Source organism: Aeromicrobium sp. Leaf291, assembly GCF_001423365.1.
In the GTDB taxonomy this organism is placed as follows: Bacteria; Actinomycetota; Actinomycetes; order Propionibacteriales; family Nocardioidaceae; genus Aeromicrobium.
In genome coordinates this window covers 86,652-111,028 of record NZ_LMNM01000002.1, presented here as the reverse complement: position 1 = coordinate 111,028, position 24,377 = coordinate 86,652, and the positions used below count along the sequence as shown (strand labels likewise).

Sequence of the window (24,377 nt, the reverse complement as noted above, 5' to 3'; positions counted from 1 at the left end):
GGTGGGGCAGGATCGGGCCGTGGACATCCGACCCGAGCTGCTGGAGCTGCTGGCCCGACGCGCCCTCACCGAGGACGCGGCACGCCCCGAGGCGGTGGAGCGGCTGCACGCGCGCGGCGGGCGCACGGCCCGCGAGAACGTGGCCGCCCTCGTCGACCCCGGCAGCTTCGTGGAGTACGGCCGCTTCGTCACGGCGGCGCAGAGCGACCGCCGCAGCGACGACGACCTGCTCGACCGCACCGTCGCCGACGGGATCGTCGGCGGTCTCGCCACGATCGACGGCCGAGCCTGCGCCGTGCTGTCCTACGACTACCTCGTGATGGCCGGCACCCAGGGGATGCGCGGCCACGCCAAGACGGACCGGCTCCTCGACGTCGTCGCCCGGCTCGGCCTGCCGACGGTCTTCTTCGCCTCGGGCGGCGGGGGCCGGCCGGGCGACACCGACATCCCCCTGGTCTCCGCGCTCGACGTGACCACCTTCGCCGCGTGGGCCAGGTTGTCGGGCCGGGTCCCCCGCGTCGCCGTGGTCGACGACAACTGCTTCGCCGGCAACGCCGTGGTGGCGGGCTGCGCCGACCTGGTGGTCGCCACGTCCCGCGCATCCCTGGGGATGGGCGGTCCGGCGATGATCTCCGGCGGTGGCCTCGGCGAGGTGGCCGCGGCCGACGTCGGCCCCCTCGACGTGATGACGGCGAACGGGGTGGTCGACGTCGTGGCCGACGACGACGAGGCGGCCGAGGTGGCTCGCGACCTCCTGGGCTACTTCCTGGGTCCCCGCGAGGACTGGTCCGCCGCAGACCAGACCCCGCTGCGGGACGCGGTGCCCGAGGGCGAGCGACGTGCCTACGACCTGGCGCCGATCCTCGAGACGATCTTCGACGACGACAGCGTCCTGCCGCTGCGGCCGGGCTTCGCCCCCGAGCTGTGCACGGCGCTGGCCCGCCTGGAGGGGCGCACGGTCGGCGTCCTGGCCAACGACACGCGGCACGTCGCCGGGGCCGTCACCGCCGACGCCGGCGACAAGGCGGCCCGCTTCCTCCAGCTGTGCGACGCGCACGGGTTCCCGGTCGTCTCGTTCGTCGACACCCCCGGGATGATGGTCGGCCCCGAGGCCGAGCGCACCGGTCTGGTGCGCCACACGTCGCGGCTCCTGGTGGCCGGGGCGTCGCTGCAGGTGCCGATGATCGGCGTGGTCCTGCGCCGGGCCTACGGCCTCGGCGCGCAGGCCATGCTCGGCGGAGGACTGCACGAGCCGCTCATGACCGTGGCCTGGCCCGGAGCCCACCTCGGCGCCATGGGGCTCGAGGGAGCCGTGCGGCTGTCGATGCGCAAGGAGCTCGAGGCCATCGAGGACGAGGCGGAGCGTGAGCGCACCGTGCGCGAGCTGACCGCGCTGGCGCAGGCCCACTCCGGAGCCCTGAACGTCGCACGGCACGCCGAGCTCGACGACGTGATCGACCCTGCCGAGACGCGGGGGTTGCTGGTGCGGCTGGTCGACGCGGCTGTGCGCGACGGACGGCTCGTCGGGTCCGGACGCACCGTCGACACCTGGTGACGGCGGTCGTCGCGGCGAGCTCGGGTCGAGACCCCGGGGCCGACCGGTCCGATGCCGGCCGGCCCCTGCGCTCGCGTCCGCCGGCGGCGTGGCTCAGCCCTTCACGCACAGCAGCGTGGTGAGCCGCGCCTCGACCGACACGAGGTCGGTCTGCGCCGCGATGACGGACTCGAGGTCCTTGTAGGCCGCGGGGATCTCGTCGAGCACCCCCGCGTCCTTGCGACACTCCACCCCCGACGTCTGGCGGGCCAGGTCGTCGATGGTGAAGGTCTTGCGGGCCCGGGTGCGCGACATCGTGCGTCCCGCCCCGTGCGAGGCCGAGCAGTAGCTGCGCTCGTCGCCGAGCCCCCGCACGACGTACGACCCCGTCCCCATCGACCCGGGGATGAGCCCCAGGTCGCCGCGGCCTGCCCGGATCGCTCCCTTGCGGGTGACGACCAGGTCCACGTCGTCGTACCGCTCCTGCGCCACGTAGTTGTGGTGGCAGGAGATCTCGCGGTCGTACCCGACCTCGCGGCCGGCGCGACCGAACCAGGTCGAGACGACCTCGCGGACGAGCGCCATCATGACCGCGCGGTTGCGGGCCGCGTAGTCCTGCGCCCAGTACAGGTCGCGCAGGTACGCGTCCATCTGCGGGGTGCCGGCGAGGAACACCGCGAGGTCGCGGTCGGGCAGGTCCAGGTTGTGGTCCAGACCCTTCGCGGCCGCGATGTGGCGCTCCGCCAGCTCCTTGCCGATGTTGCGCGACCCGGAGTGCAGCATGAGCCAGACGCGCCCGGTGTCGTCGGACGTCACCTCGATGAAGTGGTTGCCACCGCCGAGCGTGCCCATCTGCTTCATGGCCTTGGCCTCGCGGTCCTGCACCGCGTCGTGGAGCCCGCGGAACCCCGCCCAGAAGCCGCGCCAGTCCCAGGCCGTCCCGCGCCCGTCCGTGCGTCCCCGGCCGAGGCCGAGGCGGTCGACGTCGGGGGCGACGTCGTGGGCGTGGAACCCGACCGGGACCGCGCGCTCCACCGCGTGGCGGAGCGACCGGAGGTCCTCGGGGAGGTCCTCGGTGGTCAGGTCGGTGCGGACGGCGGTCATGCCGCAGCCGATGTCGACGCCCACTGCCGCCGGCGACACCGCGTCACGCATCGCGACGACGGAGCCGACCGTGGCGCCCTTGCCGAGGTGCACGTCGGGCATGACGCGCAGACCGTGCACCCAGGGCAGCCGCGAGATCGTGCGGAGCTGCTCGAGCGCTGCGGGCTCGACGTCCTGCGGGTCGGCCCACATGAGGGTGTCGGCGACGGCGCCGGGGAGCGTCGTCGGGAATCCGGAGGCGTCGGCTCCGGGGGTGCTCGTCGTGGTGGTCATGGTGGTTCGCCTCCTTCGGCGGTGGTGAGGTGCTGGTGTCCTGCTGGTGGTGCTGGTCTCCCCAGGACGACTCGAACGTCCGACGTCCCGGCTCGCGACCGGGCCCTCTCTCCAGCTGAGGTACGGGGAGGTGGCGGGTCGCGACCCGACGACGTGGTGCAGACGTCGTCAGGCCGCGGCCGTCTTCCTGGGCCTGCCCCTGGTGGGGACCGCGTCCAGGGGGGTCCCCTCGGCGAGGAGGACACCGCCCCACACGCCGCTCTCGGCGCGTGCGGTCCCGAGGCCCAGGCAGGTGTCCCTGAGCGCACACGGCGCGCAGACCGCCTGCGCCGCGGCGAGCCGGGCGTCGTCGGTCGGGAAGAAGAGGTCGGGGTCCTCGTCCTCGCACGCCCACCCCGTGACCCCGTGGCGGGGCGTCGGGTGCGCGAAGGCCGCGACCACGCCGTGCGTGGTCAGGACCGACGTCGCTGCGGACTCGGTGCGCAGCGACACGGTCCTGGCCCGTGTCCTGCGGTTCTGTGTCGTCATGTGCTGCCACCTCCTCGGTGGTCTCGGGTGTCGTTCAACTGTGGGAATGGGGATGGAAGGGGGATGGGGTGTGGGGACGGAGCGGTCCGGACATGCAGAAGGGCCGCCCCGGCGAGTCCGTGCGACTCGTGGAGCGGCCCTGTGCCGGGTGCGGGTGGCACCTAGGTCACGGGTCGCTCCTGGAGCAGCTCGTCGTTCTCGGGTCGCTGGATGGACGGCATGCCCTTCACCACGACGGCAGCACCGAGCACCCGGACGGCCGAGGGGCCGAACGAGCCGTGGCTGCTGCGGTACGTGGTCATGGAGGGTCCTGGTGCGAGGTGGTCGGTGCGACGCCCGGGTGAGCGTGCAGGACCACGGTAGAGGTCGGCGTGCACAGCCGCCAAGCGATTAACGCCCCCTACCGACGACACCGTCCGACGACCGGTCCGTCGGGCCGGGTCGCGCCCCCGCGCCTAGGCTCGAGGCATGGCCACCCTCGTCCTCGTCCGGCACGGTCGCACCACCGCCAACGCCTCGGGGGTGCTCGCCGGCCGCACGCCCGGCGTGCTCCTCGACGACACGGGCCGCGAGCAGGTGGCGCGCACCGGCGAGAGGCTCGCCGTCGTCCCGCTCGCGTCCGTCGTCTCCAGCCCCATGGAGCGGTGCCGTCAGACGAGTGCGGCGATCCTCGAGCGGCAGTCCGGCTTCCCCGCCGCGCCCGTCGAGGACGCCATCAGCGAGTGCGACTACGGCGACTGGCAGGGGCGACCGCTGAAGGAGCTGGCCAAGGAGCCGTTGTGGTCCACGGTCCAGTCCCACCCGTCCGCCGCCGTCTTTCCCGGCGGTGAGTCCCTCCCGGCCATGCAGGCGCGTGCGGTCGAGGCCGTGCGGCGTATCGACGCCGAGGTGGAGGCCGAGCACGGCGCGTCCGCGGTGTGGGCCGCCGTGAGCCACGGAGACCTCATCAAGGCACTGCTGGCCGACGCGCTCGGCATGCACCTGGACCTGTTCCAGCGCATCCAGGTGGACCCCGCCTCGATCTCGATCGTGCGCTACACCACGTCGCGGCCCTACGTGCTGGCGCAGAACACGCACGCCGGTGACCTGGGATGGCTCGTCCCGAAGAAGCAGGAGACGTCGACCGACGCGGTGCCCGGCGGGGGTGCCGGGCCCGGCAGCGGGCAGAGCGCGGCCGCCGCTCCCGAGGACCTCGACGACGGTCCCGCCGAGCTGGCCGGGCCCGGCCGGTCCTGACGTCGTGCCGCACCCAGCGACGTCTGGGGTCGGACCCTAGAGTGGTGGCATGGCCACCATCGTCCACGGATTCGACTGGCCCGACCGCTTCGTCGTCGGGACCGTCGGCACCCCCGGCTCCCGCACGTTCTTCCTCCAGGCCCGCTCCGGGGCCGACCTCGTCAGCGTGGCGGTCGAGAAGGAGCAGTCCGCTGCCCTCGCCGACCGCATCGACGAGGTGCTCGACGAGCTGATGGCCGAGGACGGCAACCCGTTCTCCGTCCCGACCGTGGCGCCCGACGGGCTGGCCGACCACGAGCCGCTCGACGAGCCGGTGGCGGAGCAGTTCCGTGCCGGTGCGATGGGGCTGGGCTGGGACCCGTCCACGGCCCAGATCGTGGTCGAGGCCTTCCCGGTGCTCGACGTCGAGGCCGAGGCCGACGAGGACGGCGTGGTCGAGATCGATCCGCCCGAGGCCCTCGTCGTGCGCATCCCCGTCGGCAGTGCGCGGGCGTTCGCCAAGCGCACCCGCGAGGTCGTGTCGGCCGGGCGGCCGCTGTGCCCCTTGTGCCAGACGCCGATGGACCCGTCCGCCGACCACGTCTGCGAGCTGCCCGACGAGTTCCGGTGAGCGACGCCACCTCCGTGGACGAGCCCTGGGCCGAGGAGTCCGACCTCCTCACCGGTGAGCTGGTGCTCACCGGCCGCGTGATGCCGGCGTCCAACGCCACCTTCGTGGGCACCATCGGCGACGTCGACGTCGTCTACAAGCCGGTCTCCGGCGAGCAGCCGCTGTGGGACTTCCCCGACGGCACGCTCGCGGAGCGCGAGGTCGCCGCCCACCTGGTCTCGGAGGTCACGGGATGGCAGGTCGTCCCGCTCACCTGGCTGCGCGACGGACCGCACGGCCCGGGCATGGTGCAGCTCTGGCAGACCGTGGACCCCGCGCAGGAGGCGGTCACGATCGTCCCGGCCGGCACGCTGCCCCCGGGCATGCTGCACGTGTTCGACGGGTACGACGGACGCGACAGGCGTGTCTCGCTCGTCCACGAGGACACCCCCGCCCTGCGGCGCATGGCCGTCCTCGACGTCGTGCTCAACAATGCCGACCGCAAGGGCGGGCACGTGCTGGAGATGGCCGACGGACACCGGCACGGGATCGACCACGGGCTCACCCTCCACGCCGACCACAAGCTCCGGACGGTCCTCTGGGGCTGGCTCGGGGAGCCGCTCGGCGAGCAGGAGCTCGACGGCGTCCGGCGCGTGCGCGCGTCGGTCGACGACGAGACCGACGGCCTCGGCGCGGTCCTGTACGACCTGCTGAAGGTGGCCGAGGTCGAGGCGCTCGCCGCACGCTGCGACCTCCTGCTGTCCGAGGGCACCCTGCCCGCCCCGTCGGGTCCCATGCCCGCCGTCCCCTGGCCCCCCTTCTAGGAGGTGGCTCCCGTGGAACCTCGCCCTGACACCCTGCTCGTGGGCTGCGGCCGGCTCGGCGCCGACGTCGGCCTGCGGCTCGCCGCCCTCGGCCACCGGGTGGCCGGCATCCGTCGCAACGCCGACCTGGTCCCGGCACCGATCGTCGGCGTCGCCGCCGACCTGGCGCAGGGGACGCCGGACCTCCCTCCGCTCGACCTCGCGCAGCTCGTGGTCGTCCTGACCGCCCGACCCCGCACCGAGGAGGCGTACCGCGCCACCTACGTCGATGGGATGCTGCGGGCGCTCGACGCCGTGGAGGCCCAGGGGGCGCTGCCGCGTCGCGCCGTGCTGGTGTCCTCCACCGGGGTGCACGCCGACGCCGACGAGGTCGTCACCGAGGACACCCCACCCGATCCGGGCGACGGACCCAGCAGGATGCTCCTCGAGGCCGAGCGGCGCTTCGCCGAGCGTCTGCCCACCGGCACGGTGCTGCGTCTCTCCGGGCTCTACGGGCCCGGGCGCGCCCGCATGGCCGACCAGGTGCTCGCCGGGGAGGTCGGCGACCTCCACCGGTGGACCAACCGCATCCACCGCCACGACGCCGCCACTGCCGTGGTGCACCTGCTCACCCGCGTCGACGACCCGGCGCCGGTGTACCTCGGCACCGACGACGAGCCCGCCCTGCGCGGCGACGTCGCCGCCCACCTCGCCGGTCTGCTCGGCGTGGACCCGCCCGCCGCGGTCGACCCGGCTAGGGGTCACGGCAAGCGCATCTCCAACGCGCGGTTGCGTGCCACGGGCTGGATCCCGCGGTACCCGACCTTCCGAGAGGGCTACACCGCCTGAGTCGTCAGGCTTGCTGGAGCTCGACGCGGTTGCCGAACGGGTCGAAGGAGTGGAACCGCTCGACACCCGGGATCTCGCCGTCCGAGCGCACGCACGCGTGACCTGCGGCCTCCAGGACGGCCTCGACCGCGACGAGGTCGTCGACGAGGAAGGCCGGGTGCGCCTTGCGGGCCGGCGCGAACGGTTCCTCCACCCCCAGGTGCAGGACCGCCGAGCCCGACGTGAACCAGCACCCGCCCCGGGCGGCGAGCACGGGCGGCTTCGTCTCCTCCGTCATGCCGAGGAGCACGCCGTAGAACCCCCGGGCCGCGTCCTCGCCCCCGGTGGGGATCGCGACCTGCACGTGGTCGAGTCCGATGATCGTCATGCGCCCTCCCGATGGTCCACCGCTTCGCCGCCACCATCCTGCCCGACGGTCCGGCGGCGCTCGACCTGCCGTGCCACGTGACCCGTCCTAGCGTGGAGGGGTACCCATCCCCACGCTCGAGGAGCCTCACGTGACCACCATCGCCATCGTCGGAGCAGGACGCGGACTGGGAGCGGCGGTCGCCCGTCGCTTCGGCCGGGAGGGCCACGCCGTCGCGCTGCTGGCCCGCAACGCCGAACGCGTCGACGCGCTCGCCGCCGACCTCCGGGCCGAGGGCATCGACGCCCGCGGCTGGGTCACCGACGTCCGCGACCCCGACTCCCTCGCCCGCGCCCTGGAGCAGGCCAACGAGACGCAGGGCCCCATCGAGGTGCTGCAGTACAGCCCACTCCCCCAGAAGTCGTTCCTGCGGCCGCTGCTGGAGACCACCGTGGACGACGCGCGCGGCGCGATCGAGTTCTCCGTCTACGGCCCGCTGGCCGCGGTGCACTCGGTGCTGCAGAACATGCGGTTCGTCGGGAAGGGCACGGTGCTGTTCGTCAACGGCGGCACCGCCGTGCGTCCCGCGCCGAAGTTCGCCGGCACCTCGCTCTCGTTCGCCGCGCAGTCGGCGTACGCGCAGATGCTGCACGACACGCTCGCACCCGAGGACATCCACGTCGCCCAGCTGGTGATCCCCGGAGCGATCGAGGAGGGTCACCCGCAGAAGGACCCGGAGGTCCTCGCCGAGACCCTCTGGTCGATGCACACCCGCCGCGACGAGTTCCGCGTCTTCGCCACCGAGATGGACGACGAGGTCAGGGAGACCGCCACCTGATCCCGCCTCGACGAGCCGCCGTCTAGTGGCAGTGCGAGCCCTGTGAGGACGCGTCGCCCTCGGCGTGGCACGACGACGACGTCGCCGGCTCGACGTCGAGCGAGGGGTTGCGGTCGAAGAACCCGACGGGCTTGAGCCAGAAGGAGACGATGTCGGCCGGCATCACGGGCCAGTCCTCGGGGCGCGTGATGTGGTGGATGCCGAAGACGTACCAGAGCACCACGTCGGTGTCGGTCGTCGAGCGGCCCTGCTGCACCCACTCGGGCAGGCCGTGGTCGTCCTTGCTCTGGTTGACGAACTCGCCCGCGGGCCAGCGCTCGTCGGCGTCGTGCGGGGTCACCCACACCGTGTGGCCGATCACCTGGGCCCGTTGGAACACCGGCGACTCCGGGTGGAAGAACGACGGGATCGCGCCGCCGGGCACCAGCTTGTAGGCGACCGGGGTGCCCAGGCCGTTGAGCGACCGCTCGTTGACGACCTTCCAGGCCCGCTGGCTCTCCCACCTGAAGTCGTCGTGACCCTCGACGGCGATCGGCGTGCTGACCTGCCGGATGCCGAGACCCAGCGGGTTCTCGGGTCCGATGGGGTCGATCACCGTCTCGCTGCGCTGCACCGTGTTGGTGCGGCCGTCGGGCTCGAGGTCGAGCCGCGCGACGAGGAAGTGCTGGTGGTACGGCGCGTACGTCCGCTCGTCGACCAGGGTGCCGTGCGGGTGGGCCTGGCCCTCCTCCACGTGCGTGACGACCATGATGCCGGTGGCGCGCACCTCGCACTCGATGTTGCCGTCCTCGTAGAACCGCCAGTAGACGATGTACTCGTAGTTGGCGACGGTCACGTGGAACGAGACCACGAACCGGCGCTGGCGGCGGACCTCGGCGCCGGAGTCGTGGTCGACGTGCTTCCAGCCGATCGCACTGTCCTCCTCGTGCAGGCAGATCGCGTTCGTGATCGTGTACGGCTCGCCCGCGCTGTCGTGCATGACGGCGTCGAGGTAGCGGATCTCGCCCAGGCAGTCGCAGCCGAGCTCGAGCGACTGGGTCATGAAGCCCAGTCCCCACTCGCCGATGTCGAAGGCGGTGCGCCGGTAGTGGTCGACGCTCGGGTCGCGGTAGGGGACGACCATCTCGGCGAAGCTCAGCTGGTGGGCCACCTGGCGCGTGCGGCCGGCGTCGTCGTAGGTGACGGCGTTGATGGTCATGCCCTCGCGGTGGTTGAACCCGACCCGCATGGTCCAGTTCTGCCACCGCAGCTCGTGCCCGTCGACCTCGAAGCCGATGCCCTCGGGCTGGGTGATCTCGAGCGGCTTGCGCGGCGGCCGGTGGCCCTTCAGCCGGTCGGGCACGTGGCGAGGCACGTACTCGCCCATCACGTCGGGCCGCGACACGGTGTGCGTGTCCTCGATCGCCAGGAGCTCCATCGTGTTGATGTCGATCACGCAGTGCAGGCCGTTCACGGGACCGGCGTAGGGGTTGGCGCCCTCGGCGGCCCTCACCCAGGTGTCGGACCAGCCGATGCGCCGGTCCTTCCACTGCTCGGGCATCACGGCGTCGCCGTAGGTCCAGGTGTCCATGAAGACCAGCGAGAGGTCGGTGATGCCCCGCTTCGCCAGCGCCGCGATCACGTCGGGGTGGGCGCGCAGGGCGGCGTCGGCCTCCTCCCACTCGTCCACGGTGAAGTTGGCCTGCACACCCGGCACGTGCTCGAAGCTCAGCACGGCGTCGGCGGAGAGGTCGACCCGGCCGCGGAAGGTCCGGTTGGTGGCCTGCTCGAGGCAGAGCACCTCCACGACCCGGGCGGGGGCGGTGCCGTCGGCGGCGTAGATGTCGAGGTCGGCCTTGGCCGGCTGGAGTCCTTCGATCGAGCAGTAGCGCCATCCCTCCCCCACGCCGTGCTCGGCGGAGAGCAGGGCCGTGGTCGCGCGGAACTCGTCGGACGTGAGGGGATCAAGCGGATGGGTCACCTGCTGATCATCTCCCTCTCGGGGGGCACCTGACCAGGATCTCGTGGCGATGTCACCGGATCGTCACGGATCCCGTGCTCGCCGAGGGGGCTGCGCGACGCCGCCGGCCGGGCCCCTGGGCCCTCGACACGACGCGGAGCCCGGGTGGATCCAGGACCGATGCGGGACCGCGGGCCCTCCGTGACGGGCCGGGACGGGACCTAGGTTCCAGGTGTGTCGATCTCGGGCCCTCGCCGCCATGTCCTGCCAGCCTTCCTCCAGCGGGCCACCGCACCTCCCCCGCGCGCACCGCGCGGGCAGGGGACCCTCGAGGTCGTCGGCGTCGTCGTGCTCGCCGCGGTGCTGGTGGGTGCGGGCGTCACCGCGGTGCACGCCAAGGCACCCCAGGTGACCACCACGGTCCGGTGCGCCATCGCGAAGGTCCTCGCGGCGGCCGGGGGCGGCGCGGCCTGCGCCGACGGCGAGCAGCCGGGCGGGGACGGTGAGCAGCCGGGCGAGGGCGGCGACCAGCCGGGTGGTGACGACCCGGTCGATCCCGACACCCCGATCCTCAACCCGGAGGACCCCTCCGACCCGCGCTGCAAGGACGCGCAGCCGTCGAGCGGACCCATCGACGGCGAGCACCCCACACTCGTGCAGGTCGGCTGCCGCAACCTCTACGTGCCCGAGGACTGCCAGACCGAGTGGGACGCCTACCGCACGGCGACGGAGGGCGCGGCACGCGCCAAGACCGCCGGAGCACTCGGCACCTGCGTGGGAGACACGTACGACCGGATCGAGCCGCCGTGCGTGACGTCCTCCAACAGCGAGGTCGACCGCTCCGAGGTCCGCATCCTGTTCGTGAAGTTCGGCAGCTCGGACGGCATGCTCGTCGAGGACCTCGGCGACGGAAGGGTCCGGGTGCACCTCCTGGAGGGCACCGAGGTCGGCGGCGAGGTCTCCGGCAGCGGCAAGGGCATCGACTTCAGCGTCGGCGGTGTCACCGGGTACGAGAAGGGACAGACCTACGAGTTCCACGACATGGAGAAGGCCCAGGAGTGGCTCGACTGGTACCAGCAGTACCGGACCATCGACGCGAACGTCCAGGGCCTGATGCAGACCAGCACCATCTGTCCCCGACCCGGGCAGTGCCCACCGAACCCGTACCACGTGCAGCAGGCGCAGAAGCTCATGGAGCGCAAGAAGGAGCTGCAGGAGACCGAGCCGGAGCACCACGACCTCGCGACGTCGTCGGTGCGGTCATCCAAGGTGAAGGTCTCCGGCGGCGTCAGCTTCCCCATCTCCACGTCCAAGGGCAAGGGCTCGGGAGGCATCACGCCCGGCATCTCCGGTGACTACACCGGCGAGGTCCAGGTCGAGCAGCGCGACTGGGCCGACGGCAGCTTCACGGCGTCGTACAAGTCCACCGACCTCGGCGGCTTCCTCATCGGCGTGAAGGCGGGCGGCAAGGCGACGAAGGACAAGAAGGGCGGCAAGGACGGCGAGCAGGAGGACCGCGGCGGGGCGAAGGGCGGCGACGCCCTCGGGGCCGAGTGGGCGGGCAGCTCCTCGACGTCGGTCACCTGGGGGCCGGACGGCAAGCTCGGCAAGCTCATCGTCACCCTCGACGACCAGGCCCTCGACAGCATCAACCGCGCCGGCATCGACCTGTCCGTCGCCCTGCCCTACGGGTTCGGGCTCAGCGGCGCCTACGAGACGAAGAGCAAGGAGGGCAAGGCCACCGTCACCGAGATGATCCTCGACTTCGACCAGCACCCGGAGCTGCGTGACGAGCTGGGCCCCCGGATCGACGAGATGTTCCCCCGCGACAAGGACGGGAACCTCAAGAAGGGCGACGTCGACGTCGAGTTCGACGACGAGGTCGAGCAGACCGACGGCGGCGACCCCGTGCAGGACGTGCTCGACGAGAAGGCGAACGTGCGAGACCTGGAGTACGACGTGGCCGAGACCGAGGAGACCGGCTCCGTCGGGGTGGACTTCGTGGGCATCGACCTGTTCAAGGCCTCGTGGAGCCACGTCGAGTCCCAGAAGGACCTCACGGGGTCGTCGTTCGAGATCACCGACGTCACGGGCACGCGGCAGACGGTCAGCCCGGCCCCCAAGTGCAAGGCGCTGCCGTTCACCCAGCCCGACGACTACTACACCGGCGAGTTCTCCGACCCGCCCGTCGCCCGGATCTGAGCGCTTCCGCCCCGGTCCTCGGGGCGGGAACGCCAGTGGATGGCGCCGATCGACAGCATCCGCAGCTGCGTGGTCGTCATCCGGGCGACCTCGCGGTCAAAGGCGGCGGTCCGTGGACCCTGCAGGAGCCGTTCGGCCGCCGCGACCATCGCCGTGACGATGAGGTCCGCCGAGGTGCGCAGGTCGTCGTTCGACCAGTGCACGGCGCCGGGCAACCTGGCGAAGTCGGTGGCGATCTCGGCCTCGAACAGGTCGAGCTCGTGCCGGATGGCGGCGCGCACCCCGGGCACGCCCCCCACTCGTTCACGGCTGATGAAGCCGAAGTGCGCCGGGTCGGACCGGACACGCTCGACGAGGACGTCGACGGACTGGCCGATCACGCCCCCGACCGACGGCGCCGCGCTGCGCACGTCGCGGATCATGCGCCGCAACGACGAGAACGACTCGTCGACGAGGGCCAGGCCGAGGTCCTCGGCCGAGACGAAGTGCCGGTAGAACGCCGTGGGGGCGATGCCCACCTCGCGGGCCACGTGCCGCAACGACAGGGCCGAGAGAGAGCTCTGCTCGGTGAGCACGAGGGCCGCGTCGAGGATGGCGCGACGGGTGCGCTCCTTGCGCTCGGTGCGCGTGGGCAGGGCGTCGGGCTGGTCCTCCATGCGGCCGAGCGTACCTGTGTCGGTGGACACGTGACCACCGTTGCCCCCGCCTGACCTGCGCAAACACGCGACGTGCCTGCCGTCACAGGGGCAACACGTTGACATTCGGAGTGTCACATACCGACAGTTGGTGGACAGGTGTCCACTAACGCACCTCGACCCGACCCCGAACTGCGAAGGACCGACCATGACGGCGACCGCCACGACCGGCCTCCCTCCGCTCGCCCAGCGCGTGCTCGGCTCGCGCCTGCTCGCGTCCCTGACGTCTCCGCACGGCGTCGACCACTACCTGCGCCAGGTCAACCCCATGTGGGCCGCGACCGACGTGCGTGCCCAGGTCGTGGACGTGAAGCGCGAGACGGACGGCGAGCACCCGGTCGCCACGCTCACGCTCGAGCCGACGAGCACGTGGCGCGGTCACCGCTCCGGCCAGTACGTGCAGGTCGGACTCGAGATCGACGGCCGTCGCACGACCCGCTGCTTCTCCATCTCCTCGGCCGCGTCGCTCCCCGGCGAGCAGTTCACGATCACCGTGCGCGCCCACGAGGAGGGCGTCGTCTCCAAGCACCTCGTGCGCGAGGCCCAGCCCGGCCTGATCCTCCACCTCAGCCAGGCCGAGGGCGACTTCACGATGCACGAGAGCGCCGCGACGCCGACCAACAACCACCTCGTGATGATCTCGGGCGGCTCCGGCATCACCCCGGTCATGTCGCACGTGCGGACGCTCCTGCGCGACGGGTACGACCACCACGCGCAGCGCAAGGTCACGTTCGTGCACTACGCCCGCTCCCCCGAGGACCAGATCTTCGCCGATGAGCTCGCCGAGATCGCCGCCAACGACAACGGCGTCACGGTGCACCTGCGCTACGGGCCCCACCTGTTCGACCCCGAGGAGCTGCGGCTCATGGTCGGCGACTTCACCGACCTCGACACGTGGGTGTGTGGCCCGGCCGGGCTCGTCGAGCTCGTCCAGGAAGCCTACGGCGACTCGCCGCGCCTGCGGCTGGAGTTCTTCAAGCCGCCGGCGTTCGCCCGCGAGGAGGACGCCGAGGGCACCGTGGCGTTCAACGTCGCCGGCTCCACCGTCGCGAACGACGGCTCGAGCCTGCTCGAGCAGGCGGAGGCCGCCGGCCTGACGCCGGAGTTCGGCTGCCGCATGGGCATCTGCTTCTCGTGCGTCTCGCGCAAGACCGAGGGCACCGTCCGCAACATCCTCACCGGCGAGACGTCGTCGCTGCCCGACGAGGACGTCCGCATCTGCGTGTCCGCGCCCGTCGGCAGCTGCGCCGTCGACCTCTGACCTCACGACCCGCCTCCACGACCTCGTCGAAAGGAACCGCCATGACCACGATCCCGTTCGTCCCCCGCCTGAAGAAGTCCAGCACCCGCGCCTCCGCCCCCAAGGTCCCGAACCTCACCCCCGAGCAGCTCGAGGACTTCGGCAACGAGATGGACGCCCTGCGCCAGCGCATCCTCGCCGACCTCGGCGAGGAGGACGCGACCTACATCCGCAACGTCGTCAAGCGCCAGCAGCAGCTGGAGGTCGCCGGTCGCGCCCTCTTCTACGTGCCCCCGGCCTGGCCGCTCGCCGTCGCCGCGCTGAGCCTCTCCAAGATCCTCGAGAACATGGAGATCGGCCACAACGTCATGCACGGCCAGTACGACTGGATGGGCGACCCGAACCTCAGCTCGCGCATCTACGACTGGGACAACGTGTGCCCCGGCGAGCAGTGGAAGTACAGCCACAACTACATCCACCACACGTTCACCAACATCCTCGGCAAGGACCGTGACATCGGCTACGGCATCCTGCGCATGGACGAGGACCAGCCGTGGCACCCGTACTACCTCGGCAACCCGGTCTACGCCGTGCTGCTCATGCTGTTCTTCGAGTGGGGCGTGGCGATGCACGACCTCGAGGTCGAGAACATCGTCAAGGGCAAGCGCAAGATCGAGGAGAACGCGCACATGCACTCCGCGATCATGAAGAAGGTGAAGAAGCAGGCCCTGAAGGACTACCTGGTCTTCCCCGCGCTCACCGGTCCGCTGTTCCCGCTGACCTTCGCCGGCAACGTCACCGCCAACCTCATCCGCAACGTGTGGGCCTTCAACATCATCTTCTGCGGTCACTTCCCGGCCGGCGTCGCCACCTTCACCGAGGAGGAGTGCGAGGACGAGTCGCGCGGGCACTGGTACTACCGTCAGCTGCTCGGCTCGGCCAACATCAGCGGCGGCGACCTGCTCCACATGCTGTCGGGCAACCTGTCGCACCAGATCGAGCACCACCTGTTCCCCGACATCCCGGCGCGCCGCTACCGCGCCATCTCGGTCGAGGTCCAGGAGATCTGCGAGCGCTACGGCATCGAGTACAACACCGGGCCGCTGCACAAGCAGCTGTTCAGCGTCGCGAAGAAGATCTGCCACTTCGCCCTGCCGGACCGCAAGCCGAAGGCGACCGAGCCCGAGCGCGTGGACGTGCCCGCGGCCGCCTGACCGTTCCCCGACACGACGCCGTCGCCCCACGTGGGCGGCGGCGTCGTCGTGTCGGCTCACCCGTCCCCACCGCGGTCTACGCTGCGGGCATGGCACACAAGATCGCGTCGATGCCGTTCGGGTCGGTGTACCCGCACTACGTGACGAAGGTGGAGAAGAAGGGCCGCTCCGTGGCCGAGCTCCACGAGGTCGTCACGTGGCTCACCGGCTTCGACGACGACGCGATCGCTCGGCACCTCGAGGCCGGGACGACCTTCGAGGACTTCTTCGCGGCCGCGTCGCTGCACCCGAACGCCTCGCTGATCACGGGCTCGATCTGCGGCGTGAAGATCGCCGAGATCGAGGACCCGCTCATGCTGCGGGTGCGCTACCTCGACAAGCTCGTGGACGAGCTGGCCAAGGGCCGCCCGATGGAGAAGGTGCTGCGCACCCCCTGACGCCGCACGGGGGTGGCGCCCCTGTCCCACCCGCCGGACGCACGATTCTGCCTTTGCGCGCGAGACGCCGAACGATGCTGCGTTCGTGACGGGATCCCGTCGCGGACGCAGCATCGAACCGGCTTTCGCGCGGGAACGCAGAATCCTGTGTCGTGGCGCGGGCGACCCGCTACCGCAGGGCGGCCGCCAGGTCCGACTCCGGCACGGTCGGCAGCATGAGTCGAGAGCCCGACCCCTTCCCGATCGTGACGGTGTTGAGGGCGGGGATCGATGGGAGCGACAGCGCCGACTGCCCCACGAGGGAGACCTGGATGCGGTGCCCTGCCTTGAAGCGGTTGGCGATCGGCCACAGCTCCACGTGGTAGTCGCGGGCGGCGCCGGGGAGCGCGAGCCTCGGGTTGCTGTAGTCGCCGTAGGGCTGCACCAGGTTCCCGTCGGAGTAGAGCGACTTCTCCTCGACGACGCCCGGGAACGCCGAGTTGAGCCGTCCGACGGTCATGGGGTGGGTCGTGCCGTCGGGCCAGACGTCGGAGACCACGGCCCAGATCGGCGTGGAGACGCCGCTGGTGGAGAGTCGGACGTCGAGCGTGCCCGGACCGATGGCCGTCACCGACTCCTTCAGCGGGGCCGACGTGAAGGTGAGCCCGGTCAGGTTCGTCAGCTTCATGTCGGTCAGGAACGGGATCCACGTGGTGAGCTGGTTGAGCGGTGCGCCCAGCGTGGAGATGGTGTGCGGATCGACCTGCGTCGGGAGCGACGTGAAGGCGGCGTACGACTGCCGACTCGTCGTCGCGTCGGGCTCGATCGTCAGGCTGCCGTCCTTGGGCGAGGCGCTCGTCCCGGCTCGCTTCGCGGACAGGGAGAGCGGCGTCCACGACGTTCCTGGCAGCGGCCACGACGACCCGTCGTAGCGGAGGAACTGTCCGTCCAGGAACTGCTCACGACCGCCGTCGGCCACGAGCATCTGCACCGCCGGCTCGTCCTCCACGCCGTTCTGGACGCCGAGCACCCATCGGTCGAGCCACTTGTCGATCTGCGCGGCACCGTGATCGGTCCCGCGCGGGGCGCCGTCGTGGGCACCGACCACGAGCAGCTGCGCCGGCGTGCCCTGCGCCTGCAGCTGCTGGAACGCCTGGTAGTCGCCGCGCGGCTCGACGTCGAAGACGCCGTCGATGAGGAGCGTGGGCACCTCGTTCGCGTCGCCGCGGAACCCGCGCTCCTTCCAGTAGGTGTTCAGCGTGGGGTTGAGCAGTCCCGCACTGAGTCCGGAGCCGAGCAGCCCGAGCACGGTCTCGGTGCCGGACAGCGGGTCGCGGGAGAGACGCTGGTCGGCCTGGACGAGCGCGAGGCCGCCGATGGCCGAGAGCACGGCGAGTCCGGGGACCGAGTTGGGGACGCCGCCGGGGACCAGCAGGTCGCGGTACAGCTCGAACGTGCCCGACCGCATGACGGCGGCCTTCACGCACGGCAGCTCCTGGTGCTGGGAGTTGAAGTAGGTGATCGCGCTGGCCGAGAACCCGACCACGGCGAGACGGCCGTCGCTCCAGGGCTGGGAGCATGCCCACGCGAGGGTGTCGCGCACGTCGCGCTGCGTCTTCGGCCCGAGGACGTCGAACCCACCGCCGCTGTCACCCGTGCCGCGGATCTGGACGGTGAGGAAGTTGTACTCCTCCCCCACGCTGAAGCTGGCCCCGCGCTCGCCGTAGGGCGTGAACTCGACGACCGTCGGTCGCGCCTGCAGGGGCGCAGCGCCGCTGACCGCCGCCGCGAGCGACGCGCCGGTGCTCGTGGTCACCCGCACCTTCGTGGTCTCGGGCTCTGCCTCCGCGGCGTTCGCCGGCGCGCCGAGCGCTCCCAGCACGAGCGCGGTGGTGGCGGCGACGAGCAGTGACCGGGAACGAGTGACCATGGGGACCTCCAGATAACTGGTGCGTCCGTACCAGTAACAGACCAGTACGTGTGTACCAGTTCTCGGCCGTCCTGCCAAGACCTTCGTTCAGACCGGGTCCCCCGCGGCACGTCGTCGCACCATCGCCAGGACCCCGGCGTCAGCCCGGAACACGATGCCGCGCACTCGCCCGTCCTCGATCGTGAAGTCGAAGGCGACCTTCGCCTCGCCGCGGTGGATCCATGCAGCGCCGGGACGGTCTCCGACGAAGACCGGGAAGGCGGCGTGCGCCCCACCCCGGAAGAAGCCCGCGACGTCGCCGGCACCGTCGAGCCGGCTCGGCGTGCCCAGGGCCACGGCCGCGGCGTCGCCCTCCACGACCACGCCCGGGGCGAGCAGCTCGAGCAGCCGCTCGAGGTCTCCCTCCTTCGCCGCCGCCATGAACGCGTCGACCACCTCCCAGGCGGCGAGCCGGTCCTCGGGCACGGGCGCGCTCACCTTCGCCCGTGCCCGCGAGGCGAGCTTGCGCGCCGCGGCCGGGGTCGTGTCGAGCATGGCGGCGATCGTCGCGAAGTCGAAGGCGAAGCTGTCGTGCAGCACGAACGACACCCGCTCGGCCGGGGTGAGCCGGTCGAGCACCACCTGCAGCGCGATCCCGACGGTGTCGGCGAGCACCACCTCGTCGACCGGGTCGGCCACCGTGCCGCCCGGGCCGACGTCCTCCACGGGGATCGGCGTGCGCGCTCGGAGCCGGTCGAGGCAGAGGCGTGACGTGACCGTGGTCAGCCATCCCGGCAGGTTGTCGATCGCCTGCTCCGTGCCGTGCAGACGCAGCCACGCGTGCTGGACCACGTCCTGCGCGGCGTCGTGGTCGGAGAGGATGCGCGCAGCCAGCCGCAGCAGCCGCGGGCGTTCGGCCTCGAAGGCGGCGGTGAGGATGTCGTCGGAGGGCACGTCGTCACACTTTCGTCGTCCGGATCGTCACCACCATGACGCACGCCGGACCGAGCGTGTGACACGACGACCCACTTCCCCGGCGGGAGGTGCTGCGAAAGGATGGACCCATGAAGAGCATGACGTGCCAGGACCTCGGCGGACCGTGCGACCTCGTGCACTCCGGGGAGACCGCCGACGAGGTGATCGTCGCTCAGGACGCGCACCTGAAGGAGCGCGAGAAGGCGGGGGACGCCGCCCACCAGCCCGCCCGTGACGACATGAAGGGTCGCTGGCGCCGGCCCCGCAAGTCGCTCGGCTGGTACAACGACGTGAAGAAGCGGTACGCCGAGCTGCCCGACGACCCCGCCTGAACCGACCCGAACGTCAGGTGCGGGCGGCCACGACCTCGCGGCCGCGGGTGGATTCCGCGAAGCGCGCCACCATCGTCCGCAGCTCGTCGGCCCCGACGTTCGCGCCGAACGGCTCGGTGCCCGGCTCCAGCCGGACTCCGTCGGCCAGTCCGCCGATGACGACAGGGTCGAAGCCCAGGTCGTCGACCAGTGCGGCCACACGGGAGACGGCGTCGGCGGAGTCGCCGGCGACCGCGATGGCTCGACGTCCGGGCGCACCTGCGGGCAGGGCGCCGTCCTCGAGGTCGTGGTAGCCCATGTGGTTGAACGCCTTGACGACGTCGGCACCGGCGAGGAACGCCTGCACGATCTCGCTCGTGGACGTGCGGGGGTCGGTCAGGTCGTCGCGCACGCCGTCGACCTCCCACCAGTAGTTCATGGCGTCGACCACGACCTTGCCGACGAGCGCGGCCACCGGGATGGACCGGTACTTGCCGAGCGGCAGGGCGAGGACCACGAGGTCGGCCCTGGCCGCGGCGTCGGCGGCGGTCGTGGCCACGGCGCCGGGCGCGAGCACGTCGACCGTCAGCTCGATGTCCTCGGCAGGACCCGACCCCGCGACGAGGACGTCGTGACCGGCCGCGACGGCGAGCCTTGCCAGCACCGTGCCGACCTTGCCGGCGCCCAGGATGCCGACGGTGGTCACGCCTGCACCCCCGCCGGAACCACGGCGTCGGCAGCGAGCAGCTCGCGGACACGCGGGATGACCTCGGTGCCGTAGAGCTCGACCGAGCGCAGCCGGTCGGCCGCCGGCGTGGAGCCGGTCGTGTAGATCATGTCGAAGCGACCGACCCCCAGCGTCCTGATCGCGGCCGCCATCTTGGTCGCGACCGTCTCCGGGGAACCCAGGTAGAGGGAGCCGTGCTCGATCTCGCGCTCGTAGTCGCGCGGTGTGACCGGCGGCCAGCCGCGGTCGCGGCCGATGCGGTCGCGCGACGCCTTGAAGTGCGGCCAGGCGATCTTCGCGGCGGCCGCGTCCGTGTCGGCCACGAAGCCCGGCGAGTGCATCCCGACCGGGTGCGCCGTGGTTCCGAACTTCTCGGCAGCCCGGCGGTACAGGTCCAGGTAGGGGGCGAAGCGGTCGGCCGGTCCGCCGATGATCGCGATCATGAGCGGCAGGCCGTACTTCGCCGTGCGGACCACCGACTGCGGCGACCCACCGACCCCGACCCAGGTGTCGAGGCGTCCGGAGTCGGTCTTGGGGTAGACGTCGGCGTCCGCGAGGGCGGCGCGCGTGCTGCCGCTCCAGGTGACGGGCTCCTCCTTGAGCAGCTCGGCGAAGAGCTCGATCTTCTCCTCGAAGAGCGTGTCGTAGTCGGCGAGGTCGTAGCCGAACAGCGGGAACGACTCGGTGAACGACCCACGACCCAGGATCACCTGGGCGCGGCCGTTCGAGAGCGCGTCGAGGGTGGCGAACCGCTGGAACACCCGAACCGGGTCGTCCGACGACAGCACGGTGACGCCCGAGGCGAGCTTGATGCGCTCCGTCCGGGTGGCGATGCCGGCCAGCACGGTCTCCGGGCTGGAGATCGCGAAGTCGGACCGGTGGTGCTCACCGAGGGCGATCACGTCGACGCCCACCTGGTCGGCCAGCACCGCCTCGTCGACCACCTGACGGATCGCGTCGGCGTGCGAGAGCAGCTCACCGTCCGCGCCCTGGGGGATGTCGCCGAAGGTGTCGAGCCCGAAGACGACGTCATGGGTCGCTCCGGTGCTCGAGGAGGTGCTCGACGTGATCGCGTCGTGGGAGTGGGTCGTCATGGCGGCCGCCTTCCGGTTCGAGGCCAATGTAGTTCAACGTTCATCTACTTCAAGGTCCGACCCTCCCCCACTATTCCCGGTCGCATCGTGCGAACGCCTGCGGCCCGACCGCGACCCGTCGTACCGTTCTCGTCCATGCCGAGCGATGGGAGTGGCTCATGGCATCAGGTGACGTCGTCGCGGGCAGGCACCGTGCGTCGACCAGCGACACCGACAAGCGGATGCGCCTGCGCTACGCAGGGACCTGCAGACTGTGCGACGCACACCTGCCGGCGCGCGAACCAGCGATCTACGAACGGTCCAGCAGGACCGTGCGCTGCATCGACTGCTCGGCGTCCGGACCGGCGCAGCCGCCGGCCGTGGCGGCGGCTGCGGCCCCGCCAGCCGCTCAGGACGTCGAACCGTCCGACGTCGCACCCGGATCGGCCGGTGCGTCCGCACGCCGTGAGCACGAACGCCGCCGGTCCAACCACGAGAAGCGACTGCGCGAGCGGTGGGGCCGGCTCGGTGGCCTGGCGGTCGCACTGTCGAGCGAGCCCCAGAGCACCGCGGCCTGGTCCAAGGGCGCCGTGGGCGAGGAGCGTGTGGGCAGGATGCTCGACGACCTCGTCGACCGCGGCGTGCTCGCGCTCCACGATCGTCAGGTCCCCGGGTCCCGCGCGAACATCGACCACCTCGCCGTCACGGCAGCGGGGATCTGGGTGATCGACGCGAAGCGCTACACCGGGCGACCTCGACTCAGGGTCGAAGGGGGCGTGATCCGTCCTCGCGTCGAGAAGCTGTACGTGGGGAGCCGCAACTGCACCCGTCTGGTCGACAGCGTGCTGAAGCAGGCCAGCCTCGTCCGCGATGTCGTCGGCGACCAGGTTCCCGTCCACGCGGCCCTGTGCTTCGTCGAGGCCGACTGGCCCCTGATCGGGGGCGACTTCGTCACGCGCGACGTACGGGTGGCGTGGCCGAGGCGGCTCTCCGCGGCGCTGACGAGCGACGCCGGTGCCCCGATCGACCAGCACGACGTGCGGCGCCGGCTCGCGGAGGTCTTCCTTCCGGCCTGACCTCCAGGACTCAGGCGTCAGCGGGCCGTCGAGCGACCAGGGCGGCCGTCACGACGACGATCACTGCGGCCGCGACCAACGCGGCCACGAGCACTCCCGTGGTGCCGTCGGCGTCGCCGGTGACGGCGATCCCGACCATGGCCCAGGTACCGGCCGCGGCGTAGGCCACGATCCCATCAGTCCGCACGAGCACGGCGAGCAGCACCACGGCGGCGACGACCAGCACGACCAGCTGCCAGGGCAGCTCGTCCGCCTCGACGAGCCCGGCGTCGACCATCGCCGTCGAGACGTTGAGGAAGAACGCGGCGGTGACCCAGCCGGCGTAGAGACCCACGGACGCACGTGTGAGCACGGAGAACCATCCCGGCTCGAACGTCGAGCGCGCCGTGGTGAGCACGGCATCGATCGCGGCCACGAACATCACGAGCAGCGCACCGGCGGTCGCCAGGCTGCTGTCGAGTCCCGCCAGCACGATCCACACCGCTCCGCCGAGGTACAGCACCGTGAGATCGACCTGCAGACGTCGCGGAACCGCGTGCGCGCCTCTCACCAGCACGGCGACGGACTGTGCGATCGCGAGTGTGTAGATCACGCCCCAGATCGAGAACGCCCACCCGACCGGAGTGATCAGCAGCTCCGGGCCCGACCCGGCTCCGGGCGAGCTGCCCGGTCCGTTGATCGTGACCACGGGTGCCACCACCTCGAGGATCGCCGCCGCCAGGACCGTGAACGCCAGCCAGCGCTCCCCGCCGTGAGTCGTCACCGACCTCGTGTCATTCGTCGTCACCATGTCTCGACAGTACGGACGAATCGAGGGTTCAGCGCGTCGTGCGCACGCTCAGGGCCGACCTACCGATACCGGTCCGGACGGGCTTGGAACGCTGGCATCGGCGTGGATCGGCCCGTCCATCTGGCCGAGCCGGCGACCGCTGCCGCCCCGACGCACGGCCACCAGCTCCGCTGCGATGCTGAGCGCCGTCTCCTCAGGCGTCTGGGCACCGAGGTCGAGTCCGAGGGGCGAGCGCAGTCGCGCCAGCTCCGTCTCCGTGACGCCTTCTTCGCGCAGCCGCCCCATCCGCTCGTGGTGCGTGCGTCGCGAGCCCATCGCCCCCACGTACCCGACGCGGGGCAGGCGCAGTGCCTGCTGCAGGACGGGCACGTCGAACCGCGCGTCATGAGTCAGCACGCAGACCGCCGTCCGCGCATCGACACGACCCGCCGCCGCCTCTTGCTCGAGGTAGCGGTGGGGCCAGTCCACGACCACCCGGTGTGCCTGCGGGAAGCGCTCGGCCGTGGTGAAGACGGGGCGCGCGTCACACACCGTGACGTCGTAGCCCAGGAAGCGGCCGGCGCCCGCGAGGGCACCGGCGAAGTCGACGGCTCCGAAGATCAGCAGACGCGGGGCGGGTGCCCACACCTGCACGAACGCTCGGACACCGGTCTCGAGCAGCGAGCCGTCCGCACCGCAGTGCACCTGGCCGGTGGCACCCGTCGACAGCATCGCCCGCGCCCGGTCCACGAGCGTCCGCTCGAGGTCGGGACCCAGCGTGGTGCCGTCGGGGACCACGTCGGGGAGCACCACGATCCGCGTGCCCACGGCTTCGGGATCCGGATGCTCCAGCACGGTCACCAGGGCCGAGGCGGTCCCGGCGGCGGCGCGCTTCGCGAGCTTCTCCAGGTCGGCGGCCACGTCGAGCCGCTGCACGAACACCTCGATCCGTCCGCCGCACGTGAGCCCGACGTCGAACACCTCGTCGGCGGCGAAGCCGAAGGTGCGCAGGCTGGGCGCACCCGTGGCCAGGGTGTTCTCGGCGAGGTCGAACACGGCGGCCTCCACGCACCCGCTGGAGACCGACCCGGCGACCTCCCCGTCGACCGAGACCACCATGGCCGCACCGGGGAGTCGAGGAGCCGACCCCGACGTGCCCACCACCGTGGCGAGGGCCACGGGTGACTCGTGCGCCCAGCGAGCCGCGCTCGCGAGGACGTCGTCCGCGACGGCCACGGCTACCGCATCAGCTTCTCGCCGGCGCGCACGGCCTCGCGGATGCGCGTGTACGTGCCGCAGCGGCAGACGTTGCGGATCGCGTCGAGGTCGTCGTCGGTGACGGCGCGGCCCTCGCGCTTCACCTTCTCGACCAGCGCGACGGCCGCCATGATCTGACCGGGCTGGCAGTAGCCGCACTGCGCGACGTCGCGCTCGACCCACGCCTGCTGCATCGGGTGCAGGTCGTCACCGGGCGTCGTGTCGGCGAGTCCCTCGATCGTGGTCACCTCGTCCGAGGCCGAGAGCTTGTCGACCGGCACGGCGCAGGGGTTGAACGCCTTGCCGTTGAGGTGCGAGGTGCAGGCCTTGCAGACGTTGATCCCGCAGCCGTACTTCGGTCCCGTGACGCCGAGGACGTCGCGCAGCACCCAGAGCAGGCGCACGCCCTTCTCGACCTCGACGGTGACCTTCTCGCCGTTGAGCTGAAAGCTGTAGCTGGGCATGAAGGGCTCC

Annotated in this window: 25 protein-coding genes and 1 tRNA gene; 12 read left to right on the top strand and 14 right to left on the bottom strand. The window is 71.6% G+C overall.

Annotation, left to right across the window (positions count from 1 at the left end; genetic code table 11):
• Positions 1–19 precede the first annotated feature (19 nt).
• The gene (locus ASF35_RS10295; RefSeq protein WP_200914531.1) at positions 20–1,555 is read left to right on the top strand and encodes an acyl-CoA carboxylase subunit beta; all 1,536 of its coding nucleotides are present in this window, start codon (positions 20–22) and stop codon (positions 1,553–1,555) included.
• A gap of 93 nt (positions 1,556–1,648) precedes the next feature.
• Here the strand turns inward: ASF35_RS10295 and ASF35_RS10290 are convergent, their stop codons facing one another.
• From ASF35_RS10290 to ASF35_RS18040, 4 genes are all read right to left on the bottom strand, one after another.
• On the bottom strand, positions 1,649–2,911 hold the full coding sequence (locus tag ASF35_RS10290; RefSeq protein ID WP_082480761.1) for an RtcB family protein: 1,263 nt from the start codon (positions 2,909–2,911) through the stop codon (positions 1,649–1,651).
• A 53-nt stretch (positions 2,912–2,964) separates the two neighbouring features.
• Positions 2,965–3,041 (bottom strand) — tRNA-Arg (locus ASF35_RS10285).
• A 38-nt stretch (positions 3,042–3,079) separates the two neighbouring features.
• Positions 3,080–3,439: a WhiB family transcriptional regulator gene (locus ASF35_RS10280; RefSeq protein WP_055966767.1), complete on the bottom strand. Its 360-nt coding sequence runs from the start codon at positions 3,437–3,439 to the stop codon at positions 3,080–3,082.
• A gap of 161 nt (positions 3,440–3,600) precedes the next feature.
• Complete coding sequence (locus ASF35_RS18040) at positions 3,601–3,741, bottom strand: hypothetical protein (protein ID WP_156364742.1); 141 nt, start codon at positions 3,739–3,741, stop codon at positions 3,601–3,603.
• A 166-nt stretch (positions 3,742–3,907) separates the two neighbouring features.
• Here ASF35_RS18040 and ASF35_RS10275 point away from each other — a divergent pair, with 166 nt between their 5' ends.
• The 4 genes from ASF35_RS10275 to ASF35_RS10260 are packed head-to-tail and all read left to right on the top strand — an operon-like array spanning position 3,908 to position 6,916.
• Positions 3,908–4,675 (top strand): histidine phosphatase family protein, encoded by a 768-nt coding sequence (locus ASF35_RS10275; RefSeq protein ID WP_055966762.1) that lies wholly within the window; start codon positions 3,908–3,910, stop codon positions 4,673–4,675.
• Positions 4,676–4,724: 49 nt separating this feature from the next.
• Positions 4,725–5,285, top strand: coding sequence for a DUF3090 domain-containing protein (locus ASF35_RS10270; protein WP_055966760.1), 561 nt, complete (start codon positions 4,725–4,727; stop codon positions 5,283–5,285).
• The gene (locus ASF35_RS10265) at positions 5,282–6,088 is read left to right on the top strand and encodes an SCO1664 family protein (protein ID WP_255354064.1); all 807 of its coding nucleotides are present in this window, start codon (positions 5,282–5,284) and stop codon (positions 6,086–6,088) included. The genes ASF35_RS10270 and ASF35_RS10265 overlap by 4 nt, the downstream gene beginning before the upstream one ends.
• Before the next feature lie 12 nt (positions 6,089–6,100).
• Positions 6,101–6,916, top strand: a complete 816-nt coding sequence (locus tag ASF35_RS10260) for an SDR family NAD(P)-dependent oxidoreductase (RefSeq protein ID WP_156366926.1) — start codon at positions 6,101–6,103, stop codon at positions 6,914–6,916.
• Between the two features lie 4 nt (positions 6,917–6,920).
• Here the strand turns inward: ASF35_RS10260 and ASF35_RS10255 are convergent, their stop codons facing one another.
• On the bottom strand, positions 6,921–7,283 hold the full coding sequence (locus ASF35_RS10255; protein ID WP_055966757.1) for a VOC family protein: 363 nt from the start codon (positions 7,281–7,283) through the stop codon (positions 6,921–6,923).
• Positions 7,284–7,413: 130 nt separating this feature from the next.
• Between ASF35_RS10255 and ASF35_RS10250 the strand changes: the two genes are divergently transcribed.
• Positions 7,414–8,100 (top strand): SDR family oxidoreductase, encoded by a 687-nt coding sequence (locus tag ASF35_RS10250; RefSeq protein ID WP_055966754.1) that lies wholly within the window; start codon positions 7,414–7,416, stop codon positions 8,098–8,100.
• Between the two features lie 22 nt (positions 8,101–8,122).
• On the opposite strand, the gene ASF35_RS10245 is transcribed toward ASF35_RS10250, so the two are convergent.
• The gene (locus ASF35_RS10245; protein WP_055966752.1) at positions 8,123–10,060 is read right to left on the bottom strand and encodes a primary-amine oxidase; all 1,938 of its coding nucleotides are present in this window, start codon (positions 10,058–10,060) and stop codon (positions 8,123–8,125) included.
• A gap of 213 nt (positions 10,061–10,273) precedes the next feature.
• Between ASF35_RS10245 and ASF35_RS10240 the strand changes: the two genes are divergently transcribed.
• The gene (locus tag ASF35_RS10240; protein ID WP_055966749.1) at positions 10,274–12,241 is read left to right on the top strand and encodes a hypothetical protein; all 1,968 of its coding nucleotides are present in this window, start codon (positions 10,274–10,276) and stop codon (positions 12,239–12,241) included.
• Here ASF35_RS10240 and ASF35_RS10235 read toward each other — a convergent pair.
• Entirely contained in the window at positions 12,199–12,897 is a 699-nt protein-coding gene (locus ASF35_RS10235; protein ID WP_082480760.1) for a TetR family transcriptional regulator, read from the bottom strand. The genes ASF35_RS10240 and ASF35_RS10235 overlap by 43 nt on opposite strands.
• Positions 12,898–13,084: 187 nt before the next feature.
• On the opposite strand from ASF35_RS10235, the gene ASF35_RS10230 reads away from it, so the two are divergent.
• From ASF35_RS10230 to ASF35_RS10220, 3 genes are all read left to right on the top strand, one after another.
• Positions 13,085–14,197 (top strand): ferredoxin reductase, encoded by a 1,113-nt coding sequence (locus tag ASF35_RS10230; RefSeq protein ID WP_055966747.1) that lies wholly within the window; start codon positions 13,085–13,087, stop codon positions 14,195–14,197.
• A 41-nt stretch (positions 14,198–14,238) separates the two neighbouring features.
• The gene (locus ASF35_RS10225; protein WP_082481862.1) at positions 14,239–15,390 is read left to right on the top strand and encodes an acyl-CoA desaturase; all 1,152 of its coding nucleotides are present in this window, start codon (positions 14,239–14,241) and stop codon (positions 15,388–15,390) included.
• An 89-nt stretch (positions 15,391–15,479) separates the two neighbouring features.
• On the top strand, positions 15,480–15,827 hold the full coding sequence (locus tag ASF35_RS10220) for a DUF2200 domain-containing protein (RefSeq protein WP_055966744.1): 348 nt from the start codon (positions 15,480–15,482) through the stop codon (positions 15,825–15,827).
• 169 nt (positions 15,828–15,996) lie between these two features.
• Here ASF35_RS10220 and ASF35_RS10215 read toward each other — a convergent pair whose 3' ends face one another.
• On the bottom strand, positions 15,997–17,736 hold the full coding sequence (locus ASF35_RS10215) for a CocE/NonD family hydrolase (protein ID WP_055966741.1): 1,740 nt from the start codon (positions 17,734–17,736) through the stop codon (positions 15,997–15,999).
• An 87-nt stretch (positions 17,737–17,823) separates the two neighbouring features.
• Positions 17,824–18,669, bottom strand: a complete 846-nt coding sequence (locus ASF35_RS10210; protein WP_235499143.1) for a sigma factor — start codon at positions 18,667–18,669, stop codon at positions 17,824–17,826.
• 110 nt (positions 18,670–18,779) lie between these two features.
• On the opposite strand from ASF35_RS10210, the gene ASF35_RS10205 reads away from it, so the two are divergent.
• Positions 18,780–19,022, top strand: a complete 243-nt coding sequence (locus ASF35_RS10205; protein ID WP_055966737.1) for a hypothetical protein — start codon at positions 18,780–18,782, stop codon at positions 19,020–19,022.
• A gap of 13 nt (positions 19,023–19,035) precedes the next feature.
• Here ASF35_RS10205 and ASF35_RS10200 read toward each other — a convergent pair whose 3' ends face one another.
• Positions 19,036–19,707 (bottom strand): NADPH-dependent F420 reductase, encoded by a 672-nt coding sequence (locus ASF35_RS10200; RefSeq protein WP_055966733.1) that lies wholly within the window; start codon positions 19,705–19,707, stop codon positions 19,036–19,038.
• A complete protein-coding gene (locus ASF35_RS10195; protein WP_082495474.1) occupies positions 19,704–20,822 on the bottom strand; it encodes an LLM class flavin-dependent oxidoreductase in 1,119 nt (372 codons plus the stop codon). The genes ASF35_RS10200 and ASF35_RS10195 overlap by 4 nt, the downstream gene beginning before the upstream one ends.
• Before the next feature lie 311 nt (positions 20,823–21,133).
• Between ASF35_RS10195 and ASF35_RS10190 the strand changes: the two genes are divergently transcribed.
• On the top strand, positions 21,134–21,877 hold the full coding sequence (locus ASF35_RS10190; RefSeq protein WP_235499142.1) for a nuclease-related domain-containing protein: 744 nt from the start codon (positions 21,134–21,136) through the stop codon (positions 21,875–21,877).
• A 10-nt stretch (positions 21,878–21,887) separates the two neighbouring features.
• Here the strand turns inward: ASF35_RS10190 and ASF35_RS10185 are convergent, their stop codons facing one another.
• Genes ASF35_RS10185 through ASF35_RS10175 form a run of 3 tightly spaced genes read right to left on the bottom strand, consistent with a single transcriptional unit; the run spans position 21,888 to position 24,367 of the window.
• Complete coding sequence (locus ASF35_RS10185; protein ID WP_055966731.1) at positions 21,888–22,667, bottom strand: hypothetical protein; 780 nt, start codon at positions 22,665–22,667, stop codon at positions 21,888–21,890.
• A 48-nt stretch (positions 22,668–22,715) separates the two neighbouring features.
• Entirely contained in the window at positions 22,716–23,882 is a 1,167-nt protein-coding gene (locus ASF35_RS10180; RefSeq protein WP_235499141.1) for an XdhC family protein, read from the bottom strand.
• A 2-nt stretch (positions 23,883–23,884) separates the two neighbouring features.
• Entirely contained in the window at positions 23,885–24,367 is a 483-nt protein-coding gene (locus tag ASF35_RS10175) for a (2Fe-2S)-binding protein (RefSeq protein WP_055966728.1), read from the bottom strand.
• Positions 24,368–24,377: the final 10 nt, after the last annotated feature.

Bases quoted from the DNA above. Each gene is read 5' to 3' on its own strand.
- ASF35_RS10275 (WP_055966762.1), top strand. From the start codon at position 3,908: ATGGCCACCCTCGTCCTCGTCCGGCACGGTCGCACCACCGCCAACGCC.
- ASF35_RS10235 (WP_082480760.1), bottom strand. From the start codon at position 12,897: ATGGAGGACCAGCCCGACGCCCTGCCCACGCGCACCGAGCGCAAGGAG.
- ASF35_RS18040 (WP_156364742.1), bottom strand. From the start codon at position 3,741: ATGACCACGTACCGCAGCAGCCACGGCTCGTTCGGCCCCTCGGCCGTC.
- ASF35_RS10225 (WP_082481862.1), top strand. From the start codon at position 14,239: ATGACCACGATCCCGTTCGTCCCCCGCCTGAAGAAGTCCAGCACCCGC.
- ASF35_RS10195 (WP_082495474.1), bottom strand. From the start codon at position 20,822: ATGACGACCCACTCCCACGACGCGATCACGTCGAGCACCTCCTCGAGC.
- ASF35_RS10290 (WP_082480761.1), bottom strand. From the start codon at position 2,911: ATGACCACCACGACGAGCACCCCCGGAGCCGACGCCTCCGGATTCCCG.
- ASF35_RS10220 (WP_055966744.1), top strand. From the start codon at position 15,480: ATGGCACACAAGATCGCGTCGATGCCGTTCGGGTCGGTGTACCCGCAC.
- ASF35_RS10255 (WP_055966757.1), bottom strand. From the start codon at position 7,283: ATGACGATCATCGGACTCGACCACGTGCAGGTCGCGATCCCCACCGGG.
- ASF35_RS10270 (WP_055966760.1), top strand. From the start codon at position 4,725: ATGGCCACCATCGTCCACGGATTCGACTGGCCCGACCGCTTCGTCGTC.
- ASF35_RS10185 (WP_055966731.1), bottom strand. From the start codon at position 22,667: ATGGTGACGACGAATGACACGAGGTCGGTGACGACTCACGGCGGGGAG.
- ASF35_RS10280 (WP_055966767.1), bottom strand. From the start codon at position 3,439: ATGACGACACAGAACCGCAGGACACGGGCCAGGACCGTGTCGCTGCGC.
- ASF35_RS10205 (WP_055966737.1), top strand. From the start codon at position 18,780: ATGAAGAGCATGACGTGCCAGGACCTCGGCGGACCGTGCGACCTCGTG.
- ASF35_RS10230 (WP_055966747.1), top strand. From the start codon at position 13,085: ATGACGGCGACCGCCACGACCGGCCTCCCTCCGCTCGCCCAGCGCGTG.
- ASF35_RS10175 (WP_055966728.1), bottom strand. From the start codon at position 24,367: ATGCCCAGCTACAGCTTTCAGCTCAACGGCGAGAAGGTCACCGTCGAG.
- ASF35_RS10215 (WP_055966741.1), bottom strand. From the start codon at position 17,736: ATGGTCACTCGTTCCCGGTCACTGCTCGTCGCCGCCACCACCGCGCTC.